The organism is Pseudolactococcus reticulitermitis, assembly GCF_002260845.1.
GTDB classification, from domain to species: Bacteria; Bacillota; Bacilli; order Lactobacillales; family Streptococcaceae; genus Pseudolactococcus; species Pseudolactococcus reticulitermitis.
In genome coordinates this window covers 1-10551 of the sequence record NZ_BEDT01000009.1, presented here as the reverse complement: position 1 = coordinate 10551, position 10551 = coordinate 1, and the positions used below count along the sequence as shown (strand labels likewise).

Annotated in this window: 14 protein-coding genes; all 14 read right to left on the bottom strand. The window is 38.1% G+C overall.

From position 1 onward, the window contains the following. On the bottom strand, positions 1-446 hold a 446-nt coding region (locus tag RsY01_RS10600; RefSeq protein ID WP_305775290.1), incomplete at its 3' end, for a phage tail spike protein. Beyond that, positions 443-1126: a phage tail protein gene (locus RsY01_RS10595; RefSeq protein ID WP_094785504.1), complete on the bottom strand. Its 684-nt coding sequence runs from the start codon at positions 1124-1126 to the stop codon at positions 443-445. The genes RsY01_RS10595 and RsY01_RS10600, both read right to left, overlap by 4 nt. 12 nt (positions 1127-1138) lie before the next feature. After that, positions 1139-3646: a phage tail protein gene (locus RsY01_RS10590; protein WP_094785503.1), complete on the bottom strand. Its 2508-nt coding sequence runs from the start codon at positions 3644-3646 to the stop codon at positions 1139-1141. Between the two features lie 84 nt (positions 3647-3730). Continuing rightward, positions 3731-4762, bottom strand: coding sequence for a PDDEXK nuclease domain-containing protein (locus tag RsY01_RS10585; protein ID WP_094785502.1), 1032 nt, complete (start codon positions 4760-4762; stop codon positions 3731-3733). 232 nt (positions 4763-4994) lie between these two features. Continuing rightward, entirely contained in the window at positions 4995-5378 is a 384-nt protein-coding gene (locus RsY01_RS10580) for a hypothetical protein (RefSeq protein WP_094785501.1), read from the bottom strand. A 12-nt stretch (positions 5379-5390) separates the two neighbouring features. Next, complete coding sequence (locus RsY01_RS10575; RefSeq protein ID WP_094785500.1) at positions 5391-5975, bottom strand: major tail protein; 585 nt, start codon at positions 5973-5975, stop codon at positions 5391-5393. Between the two features lie 2 nt (positions 5976-5977). After that, positions 5978-6319 (bottom strand): hypothetical protein, encoded by a 342-nt coding sequence (locus tag RsY01_RS10570; protein ID WP_094785499.1) that lies wholly within the window; start codon positions 6317-6319, stop codon positions 5978-5980. Continuing rightward, on the bottom strand, positions 6316-6747 hold the full coding sequence (locus RsY01_RS10565) for an HK97-gp10 family putative phage morphogenesis protein (protein ID WP_094785498.1): 432 nt from the start codon (positions 6745-6747) through the stop codon (positions 6316-6318). Before RsY01_RS10565 ends, RsY01_RS10570 begins: the two co-directional genes overlap by 4 nt. Then, the gene (locus RsY01_RS10560; protein ID WP_094785497.1) at positions 6747-7082 is read right to left on the bottom strand and encodes a head-tail adaptor protein; all 336 of its coding nucleotides are present in this window, start codon (positions 7080-7082) and stop codon (positions 6747-6749) included. Before RsY01_RS10560 ends, RsY01_RS10565 begins: the two co-directional genes overlap by 1 nt. Further along, entirely contained in the window at positions 7079-7390 is a 312-nt protein-coding gene (locus RsY01_RS10555; RefSeq protein WP_094785496.1) for a head-tail connector protein, read from the bottom strand. The genes RsY01_RS10560 and RsY01_RS10555 overlap by 4 nt, the downstream gene beginning before the upstream one ends. Positions 7391-7427: 37 nt before the next feature. Continuing rightward, entirely contained in the window at positions 7428-8624 is a 1197-nt protein-coding gene (locus RsY01_RS10550; protein ID WP_094785495.1) for a phage major capsid protein, read from the bottom strand. Between the two features lie 5 nt (positions 8625-8629). Further along, positions 8630-9397, bottom strand: coding sequence for a head maturation protease, ClpP-related (locus tag RsY01_RS10545; RefSeq protein WP_094785494.1), 768 nt, complete (start codon positions 9395-9397; stop codon positions 8630-8632). Further along, positions 9390-10058 (bottom strand): AP2 domain-containing protein, encoded by a 669-nt coding sequence (locus RsY01_RS10540; protein WP_167373267.1) that lies wholly within the window; start codon positions 10056-10058, stop codon positions 9390-9392. The genes RsY01_RS10545 and RsY01_RS10540 overlap by 8 nt, the downstream gene beginning before the upstream one ends. Further along, the coding region (locus RsY01_RS10535; RefSeq protein ID WP_094785492.1) for a phage portal protein at positions 10000-10551 on the bottom strand (552 nt) is incomplete at its 5' end. The genes RsY01_RS10535 and RsY01_RS10540, both read right to left, overlap by 59 nt.

Sequence of the window (10551 nt, the reverse complement as noted above, 5' to 3'; positions counted from 1 at the left end):
ACTTCAACTGGATTTAACCGCACTAATCTTGCATTATTCGTTGTACTGATATTTGAACTACTAGTAAAATGATGCGAATATTGTGTGTTATTTAGAAGTTGATTTAAGGCACCACTACCATTCTTTATCGTAATAAAAGTATCTTCAATTAAATTCTTCGCCAAATCATAAAAGATGTGATAGCCCACGATATGACAGAGGCCATGAATAGCATCCCCTCTTTCATTGATTCTGAAAAGTTGATCAGGTAAATCTGGTACGGGGGCTCGGATAAGCATTTCAGGAATAAGTTTGCTGCTATGAGGGGCATGAATGGGATAATCAAACTCAAGTATGAACAGGCCATTCATCTCCTCGGATACAATTGGACGAATAACATAATCATCAAGGATACCCAAGCCATTATTCGTGAAAGTTGTCTCAGTTTTATTGAAATATGAAATCATAAATATCGCCACCTCGGTTCTATTTCTATTTTTGTTATACCTGTGCCAAGTGTTACTTGGTTGTTACCAATATTGAAGATAGGAAAATCACCTGTCATATAATTATTTTGGGCGATATCACCGTAGTAACATTCTTTCAAGTCACTATCCAAAATGAGATAGTCTTGGAGTAAATTCAGCACGATAGGCTTTCCATTAATTGTCAATGTTCTTGTTCCTGTACCAAATACTTTAATTCTTGGTAATGAGTAGACACCACCGCTATTTGTGACAACACCAGAACTTGTCCGATTTAAGATTGCCACATTGTTTAGATATCGAAACGGCGCACAAACAAAAGTCAATTCACTCTCCCAAAGGTTCGACAATAATTGTGTTAAACCACTAGCCACTATGTGTTTAATTTTAAAGTGAACACTCTTGTCATTGCTAAAAGTAATATGCTTTGATGTTTTTATCTGTGGTAGAATGATTCGCCAATGTGTTGGACTTGAAGTCACGACCTTTAAAGTAAATATGATGTCGGACCAGCCTTTCAAGACGGTAAGTGTTCCTTCTCGACCATCAACTTCGATTGAATCTACCAATCTCTCAGACATTGGAAGTATCGGGGGCTGCGTAATTCGAAGTCCAAGATTTATCCTTGAGTTAGTTGTACCATCCAATATAAAAGCGTTCATACCATCACCTCCTTACCATGCTAGATTGCGCCTTTTTAGTTGTGCTAATACCCTATCAATTTCTGGTGTCAAGCGACCAACTAATGTGCCATCATCCAGGATCACTTTCAAATCAAGTGCCTTCAATAATAAAGGAAACATATCAGAGATTGAATCCATTTTAAGAGCCAAATCAGTCAGACTTACAACTGTCCCCATACTATCAACTGCCGTATGAATACCTGTATTAATATCAAAATTTGGTACATCAAATTCAGTCGGAATCGCTTCTTGCATCTCTTTAGAAATCTTAACCATTTCGCCAGCAAAACCAATACCTACTCCCAATGCCATATTCTTCCCAATTTGATCACGAAACAAGGTTGATGGACTTTTAATACCAAAGAAGTCTTTAATACTATCAACCACGCCACCGAAGAATCCTGATATTTTATCCTTTAACCATGCACCTGCATTTGAAATACCATTCCAAACGCCACTGATAAGATTGAAACCAATAGTTGACATGGTAGATACATAATTTCCGAAGGCAGTGACAATACCATTTATAATCTGGGGAATGGCTGCGATAATTGCCGAAATGATTTGAGGTAAATTTTGAACCAAGGCGACCAGTAGTTGCACACCTGCAAGGATAATTTTGTCTATGTTATTCACAAGTGTCCCTGTTACAGCATTAATAATTTGAGGCATGGCATTTGCAATCGTTGTGATAATTTGAGGTAATGCGCCAATCAAAGCAACGAGTAGTCTTATACCTGCATCAATCAACTGAGGAATCGCACCAATAATCGCAGTAATGACATTCTCAATAATCACAGGAATAGCAACAACTATTGCTTGAATAATCGTTGGTAGGGCTGCAACAAGTGCTGTTAACAACTGAACACCTGTTTCAATTATCTGTGGCATAGCGCCAATCAGAAATTCAACCAAAGCTGTGATAATCGCTGGCAAACTCTCAATCAACATCGGAATCGCAGTCATCAAACCTTCAGCTAATCCAAGTATGAGCTGCAAAGCAGCATCCAGTATCATCGGAAGATTTTCAATCAACGCTTTAACGATTGTAATAATCGCTATTACTGCTGTCGGAATTAATTCTGGCAAGGCTTCTGCTAAACCAGATATCAAAGTGGTCACTAATATAAAAGCCGCATCAATAATGAGCGGCAAATTTTCAATCAAAGTTTTAACAATCGTTAAGATTGCATTGACAGCAACAGGTATTAATTTAGGCAACAATGCTAAAAGTGTTGCCAATACAGATGCAAATAGTGTGGTCACAGTTTTTAAAAGTGTTGGAAGCAAGTCGCCAACTGCTGTTAAAATTGCTTGAACAGCTTGAGGCAGTGCTTTAACAATATTTTCAATCACTGGCACAATGTTCTTGATAACTGCTTGAAAAGCCTCGACCATGTTTCCAGTCAGATTTTGCATATCAGCATCCGCATTACCCAATCCTGCTGTAAATGAGCCAAGGGCAGCTTGAAGTAAGCCAATAGATCCTGAGACAGTTTGAGTCGCTTCTTTAGCGAAATTACCAGCATACTGTTCTGTATTTTCAAAGAACATCTGCATGGCAACTTCTGCTTTTTCAGCCTGTGTTGCTGTTTGCCATGTGAAATCAAGTCCTTTCGCTAAAGCATATGCCTCGATATTGGTCGCGTTCATAGAAACCCCAAGGTTGTCCATCATCGTAAAATTGCCCTTGGCAGCTCCTGCAACGGAGTCAAGCGCCACCTGCATATCAATCCCCATGACAGAGGCCATATCCGCTGCACGTTGCATGGATTTCTCAGTCAATTCAGCTGATTTCTGAACATCAACTCCTGACCCCTGAAAGAGAGCACCCATTTTATTAGCAGTCGCAAGGTACTGACTTTGAGAAACACCCATCGTTTTATAGGCGTCCTCACCTATCTTTTGCATATGACTGGCATAATTTTGGAACACAGCCTCAGAGCCTCCAAGGTTTTGTTCAAGTTCGCCAAACTGAGAAACAACATCCTTAGCTAGTTTGACGGCAACAGCTCCAGCCGCGACCGCTACTGCACCAACAGCTATACCGATTCCTTTCAAAATCCCTGAAAATTTTTCAAACTTAGAACTAGATTTTTCAGTTTCATCAGCTGTTTCTTTGATTTCTTTTCCGAGGTTATCAGTCCCTTCAGTTGTCTCGTCTAACTCCTTCTCCATACTATTAAGACTGGCTTTGGCATTATTCAGCTGAATCGTCCAATTTTGAGTCCGCTTATCGTTTTCTCCAAAACTTTCAGACGCATTCTTCAACGCGCTCTCAAGGGTAGTGATTTTTTCCTTTTGAGCATCAATAGATTTATTCAAGACAGCATTTTTGGACGATACTGCACTGATGCTTTTATCATTCTTGTCAAACTCTGAGGATACAAGCTTCATTTCAGAACCCAGTACTTTAAAAGATTGGTTAATATCTCGAAGTGAGTTTTTAAACTCTTTTTCGCCTTCAACACCTATCTTTAAACCAAAACTATCAGCCATCTGTATTTCCTTTCTTAAATTTTAGATATAAAAAAAGCAAGGTATGCTTTAGCATATTCCTTGCTTTGTCCATTATTTTCTATTTTATTCTTCAAATTCAGATTGTACTAATTTTCTCAGTTGTGCTATATCTGGTAAATAAAGTTGATACTTCGAAACAAACAAATCTGTATCCATGCCGTAGGTAGCATATTCTACCATCGTATCATCTTTATCAGCTCCTAAAATGATACCAATAGGTGGGTTGTCATCTTCATTGTTTTTATCCAAAGCATAGTAACCAAGATAGAGATTCATCTGACCTATATCCGAATGCTTCACTTCTCCAACTTTTAAATCAATGATAACATAGCGTTTTAAAATAACATGATAAAATACTAAATCTGCGTAATAATCAGTGTTTTTTATCGTTAGACGAACTTGTCTCCCGATAAACGCAAAACCTTTACCAAGCTCAAGTAAGAATTCTTCTAAATGTTTAACAAGCGCCGTTTCTAAATCATGTTCCTTCACTCGTTCTTTTTCAGGAATACCCAAAAATTCAAGAACATAATTATTTTTCACAATATCTTGTGGTGCTGTTTCAACAACTCCTTTTTTAGCTAGTTGTAGAACCCCTTCTTTATCTTTAGATAATGCCAATCTTGGGAATAATGCAGAATCAATCTGTCTACGTAATTCTCTTACACCCCAATGGTTTTTGGCTGTTTCAACCATATAGAATTGACGTTCTAACTCATCCTCAATGGAAATTATCTCTAAATAATGTGACCAACTTAATTTTCCAGACACTGTTTGGAATTTCGGAAATCGAATATAAAACTCTCGCATTTTGAATAAATTCGATTTTGAAAAACCTTTTCCCAAAAGAGCAGTTAAATCCTTGGATAAATTTACCATAAGACTTTTACCGTAGATAGCTTTTTCCTGCCCTTTTTGCTCAAACTCAACAACGTATTGTCCAATAGACCAATTCATCTGCAAAAGTTCAGTATTAACAGCTTGAATTGCCTTACTTCTACGTGCTTCAACAACTTGACCAATATTTTTAAGTAAAGCTTTATAATCTGTATTTGACCCATTATTATTTGATACTAACTCTTCTTTATCTGGCAAAACAATTCCCCCTATGTTTCTTATTAGTCTTATTATACCAGATTTCAGATACCATTCGGTATGACATCATCAATGAATAGCTCAATCTTTGGATTACTGATGCCAACATACTGCTTGTGACACTCCCATAAATCCAAGAATAATCCTAATGGGCAAGTCCAGAAATCATCTGAACTCATCCTCATTTGAACTGTCCCATAATAGTAAAGGCGTGTAAATGTTACTTCATCACTTACACGCCCATTTTGTTTTTTCCTGTATCAACACTTTCGATATTTCGATTCGTACCTTTAAACATCGCTTCGGTAATAGCTGATTTATATGTCGCCAAATCAAGTGGCGAAGTCAATAATTCTACATAATCCACTGTTAGAAGTTCTTTAGGCTGATCCTTATTTTTAAGATTATGAATTAAGACCGATTGATTCGCTAAAATTGTTATCAGCCAAATAATCTCATCAAGTGCCATTTCAAAGTTTTCAGACTTCATCAACTTCTCGCCTAAATTTTCTAAACCACCGTAGCGTTTTGCAATCTGCTTGGTAGCCTTAGTGGTTAAAATCAATTCAAACTGTTCATCGCCAATCGTGATGATTGCACTTCTTTCGTCTACCATTTTCTAGTCCTCCTATTTAAAATTCGGTTCATAAACTGAGGTATACCATGCGTTAATTGTTGCAGGTAATACATCTTTATCTCCTTCATCAACTTCAGCTTTCCACGGATGTTTACCTTGCTTGTCAAGTTTATTTCTACGCATGACCGTTCCTTCAATTGATGGTGTTGAAAATGTAATGCTGTCACCTTTGGTTGAAAGACTCGTTGATGGTACGGCAAATTTAACTCGGTAAAGCCAAATATATTTATACTTGCCATTTGATTTTTTAGCACGAAAGCCAATCGCAACTGGATTGCCACCATCTTCACTAGCTGAAATCAAAACACCATTATCATCAGTAGCTGCACCAGTAAGTGCTTGTGCAGTATTTCGACCAATGTTATCAACGCCAAGTGTCAGTTTTCCGTTTTTAAATTCTTTAACAACCTCACTCGCACCATCATCCGCATAAAGCGTTGCCTCTGCAAGTTCCACTGATAATTCTGCCGTCATTGCTTTAGCAAGCATAACTGGTATGCCATAAGTTTCATCTCCAGTTGTAGCTACTTCCGTGATTGGTGCATAAAAAAGTTTGTCTAATCCTACTGTTGCCATCTTTACTCCGCCATTTCATAATATTTAGCGACATCAATCGCTATGTGGTAATAGCCTGTATTATTTTCATAATCAACAAAAAGTCGATTTATGATTGTAAATTCTGCCTCCAACAAGGCTGTCGTAATTTTTTCTTTAGTCAAGAGATAATTACCTCTTGAAAACAATGATAATCGAACTTCATGAGTATCAAACAGCGGTGCATTATCACAAAATACTTCAAAAACATCCGCAAGAGGTGTCAAAACACAATATTCATTTGGTGGCACATCACTGAACACGCCTATTGCAACAGGGATTGATAAATCATCAAGCAACGTATCCAGCTCAGATAAAATACTCATATGTCATCAACCTCCTGCTGTAATCTTGATTTCATCGCCTCAATACAGGCTTTTCGACTCTGTGACTTGGCAGGTTTGAGGAATGGTTTCGCAGGTTGATTATGTTTGCCATACTCAATCGTATTCGCAATCAAGGCATTTGATGTACCATCACTTCTCGGCTCAGAAAAGCCAACCTTGATATGCCAATCACCATTTCTGTCTTGAAGGGGTTTTGAAATGCCAAGTGCTCGTTCAAGTTCTCCTGTTGAGTGACTAGGCATCTTCGTTCCTTTACCAATAACAAGCGATAGGTTATTCCTGACTTTTGATTCAACTATGCGACTACCGCTTTCCAAAACTTTTGCAAGTATCTCATCTGTCTTGCCTTCCAATTTCGATAGTGAAAGCAAAAAATCATCTGGCATTTTCAATTGAACATTGGCCATTACTTTTTACTCCCTTCAACTTTTTCAGCTAGAACTTCCAAGTACATCCCACGATTACGCACATCTTCTACTGACAAGATTTGAAAACGTTCATTGCTAGATAAAATTGCCATCTTATCCGTCACTTCCAAATCTGGTATCATCCGAAACCTGAAAAGTGATGTTGCAGTTGAGAAAGTTGCCATATTCGCCCACTTTTCATTACCGTGTCGATTTTCTTGGTAGGCTCGGACTGTTGCTAGTACCGTATCAATCGAAACAAGAAAACCATCTGGATCTTTTGAAGGCGAATTATGCCTGATTTCAATTCTCTGATTCATCTTCCCAAAACTCATAACTGCCACCTCCTATCTAGTCTCAACAATAGATTAACCGTATGCCAAACTTGCGCACTAGCATTCACGCTATCTGCGTAAAAGCCACCAGTTGAACCATCTCGACTCTCATAAAAGTGTGATGACAACATGATAATCGCTTGCTCGGTTGTTGCAGGAAGTGAATTTTCCTTGTAAAAACACGCCGTTAAGTGTTGATAACTCTCTGCATAAACGATTGCTGATGTGATAAATACTTGTATTAATTCATCATCCTCATCATGAGGAATTATCAGATTTGCTTTGACCTTTTCAAGTAAACCATCCATCACTTCGCTCTCTCCTTTATTTCTTGGACTGTATAGCTTATACGCCTTTCATTCTCAAGATTTGAATCGCTTCTGGTAAAACTAATTTACCATCCACTCGTTCTTTAGCAAGAAATCCTACTAAGCCATTTCCTGCAAACAACTCTTTGAGTTCCGCAAATGAACGTACCCCACGGTCACCGATGTTATAATATTTAAAATCACCAAAAGCAATGACTGGCTGATCTGCTGAAATAGTTGGTACGTATGATGACGTGTGAAGTTGGTAACCAAGTAATCGATCAGGCTCTCCTTGTTGGAGAGAGGGTTGCCATAAATAAGCACCATTCCCATCTTTTAGTTTTCGAATCACAGACAAAGTTTGATCATTTGTGATAAACGAGGCATTTTTACGATAGGGCCGTTTCAAAGCATAAATCAAGTTGATAATTTCATCAGCTGTAATCGTACCTTGAGTTTTGGCTGTAACCCCGACCTCTCCCCCACCAGTTGTCGCAAAAATACCTAGTGGTTTTCCGACACCATCACCATTTAAAAAAGCATCCTCTTCTGCGTTACCAAGTGCTTTTGAAAATTGTTCAATGATATAACTCTCTAGGTTAAAGGCATTATCATAGAGCAACTCCTCCGTCACTTTGATTGCCACATGAAGTTTGTGGGCATCCATCAGAATTTGGTCGAATGTTGCATCACCAAAAGTGAGCGTTCCACCTTCTTCAATCCACGATGCTGCTGGTTTCGTCGCAGCGATGTTAATTTTGTGTTCGCCACTTGTCGTAATCGTTGTCGCCAAGGCACGCATAATATTTTCTTCAGTCAAGCCATCAATCAGACGTTTGTCATATTCTTCAGGTACAAGATAACCACCTGCAGCATCCAAACCTTCTTGCAAAACATTAGTGACTTGTTTGAAATTAGAGCGTAGGGCTTGCAACATCCCTTCCTTATATTCATTTCTTGCTCGACCAGTCTTTTCAGACTCTTTTCCATCAACTAATGGTTTTGAAGTCAAAGGTTGATTGACTGGTTTCAGCAGTTCATTTTCCATAATCTGCATCGCCTCTAATCGGTCGATTTCAATACCAAAATTTTTTACCTTCACTTCCATCTCAGAATAGATTTTAGCATCATCTTCCGAAAGCAGGCCGTCACTATCTCGCTTACTTTCCACAAAGGCTTTTGCACCTTCCCATACCTTATTGCGTTTTTCACGTAACTTTAGAATTTTATCCATTTAACTCATCTCCAATTTTTCATTAAATTAAGCCGACTCATAACTGAATCGGCTGTTGTCATATTCTCTTGTTGCTGCGATTTCTTAGATTCAGGTTCAACGGTTTCTTTTATTTCAAACTTTTTACAACTATTTGTTATCGTACTTACTAATAGCTCACTTGCTTTTTCCCTAGAAAAAAGCATATCAAATCCAAATTCACTCTCCGTATCACTTGTATCGTTATCTCCAACAATTTCATCCGCAAAACCCAGTTGAACTGCTTTTTTGGCATTCATCCAAGTTTCGGCATCCATCATATGGGCTAATTTTGTTCTTGATAGCGAAGTCTTAAGCTCATAAGCGTTGATAATACTTTCTTTGACCTCTTCTAGCATAGCGATCGCCTTTTCCATGTCCACTTTCTCGCCAAAAGCAACTGTTGATGGATTATGGCACATCATCATAGCTACTGGTGACATCACGACTTTTTGACCAGCCATCGCAATAACACTCGCAGCACTTGCCGCAAGGCTGTCAATTTTCACGGTCACATTCCCTTCATATTCTAATAGCATATTATAAATACTGTTTCCAGCAAATACATCTCCACCCGGACTGTTGATAACAACTGTTAAATCACCCCTTTCAGCCATTAATTCATTACGGAATAACTGTGGCGTTACTTCATCTCCAAACCATGTTGAATCACAAATTTCTCCATCCAATCGAAGAATTCTCTTAGTTGGTATCTCTTTATTCACTACCCATCGCCAAAAATGTTTTTTATCCATTATTTCTCACCCCATTTACCCATGCAAACTCTCCAAATAATTTTAAAGCAGCAATATCATATGCTTTAGCCGCTTCTTTGGCGGTCTCAAACCTTCCTAAAAAAATATGTTTACCATTGGGTTTAATTCCAGCAACATACTTGTTTCTTGATTTTTCAAAATAGATACCTTTATAACCCGTTGTGTTATTCTTTGACACCCCAGCATTATAACTATTCTGCTGTGATGTAGCTAACCTTAAATTTTTTCGCCTACAATCTGTCGGATTTCTGTTAATATGGTCCACAACTATATTTAGACTTGGTTGCAAAAGATATCGGTGCAGTGAAATATCGTGACTCATAACATAGCCACTTCTATCAACACTCCAAATGTGTTTCTTTACACATAACTCATCTTCAGCATCAACAATAAATGAACGACCTGTATCTGCAATATAAATCCTTATATAATCAGCTTCTTTCATATAGAAATTCTTCTGACAATTACCACAAGTTTTTGTGTGTCCATTCCTAAGCTCTGCACCACGTACAGTTGTATCATTTTCACAATCGCATTCACAATGCCATAATGTATCACCAAATCTGTCTTTCCCATTACAATTAACTACTATCAACTTTCCGAACCTTAGCCCTACCATTTCGATTTTCGTTCTCCCCATTACTATCCTCCACCTCATCATTCTTCTTATTCGCAAAAGCCCCAGCATCTTTCAATGGGAGCATATTGCCATTAATCAAATACAAGTCACCCCCCTCACTTTCTAAAATGCGGTCAAGATTTTCAAGTTCACGAATATCATTCGCACTCATCCAACCGTTCTGGCGACCTGTCGCATAACCAGTCATTCGTGATTGATAATCTCCACGAAGTAAGCCATCAACATTGAATTTAATAAAATATTCTTGCTTCTCTTCCTTGGTCAAAAGCGATCGAACCATTGATTGTTCGATTCTTGAAACCCAAGGGTCAAGCGTATATTTTACGAATTCAAGTGATTGTTGCTCAATATTAGAAAAGCTCGACTTTTCAAGATCACCAACCATATGCGGTGGCACTCTGAAAATCCGAGCAATTTCATTGATTTGAAATTTTCGTGTTTCTAAAAATTGAGCCTGTTCTGGCGAAATCGCAATCGGTGCATATTTCATTCC